The sequence below is a fragment of the Tenacibaculum sp. AWR4_210 genome (assembly GCF_056160945.1).
In genome coordinates this window covers 1-236 of record NZ_JBSWYF010000102.1, presented here as the reverse complement: position 1 = coordinate 236, position 236 = coordinate 1, and the positions used below count along the sequence as shown (strand labels likewise).

Annotated in this window: 1 tRNA gene; it reads left to right on the top strand. The window is 41.5% G+C overall.

The features are described from left to right. Positions 1-12: 12 nt before the first annotated feature. A tRNA-Ala gene (locus ACXAG7_RS20210) sits at positions 13-86 on the top strand. The last annotated feature ends 150 nt before the right edge of the window (positions 87-236 follow it).

The following is a 236-nucleotide window of genomic DNA, read 5'->3' as shown; positions in this document are numbered from 1 at the left end:
CTAAAAGCACATGGGGGATTAGCTCAGCTGGCTAGAGCGCTTGCCTTGCACGCAAGAGGTCATCGGTTCGACTCCGATATTCTCCACAAGGTAGTGTTTTAAGATAGTTTATCTAAGCATTACACCCGGTTGGTAACTGAAATACTTGTCAGTGCCGACTCGGCACAAGTTCATTGACATATTGGTAATATGATATCGTAAAGAATCAAGATAGAGAGTTGATTAAAAATCAACAA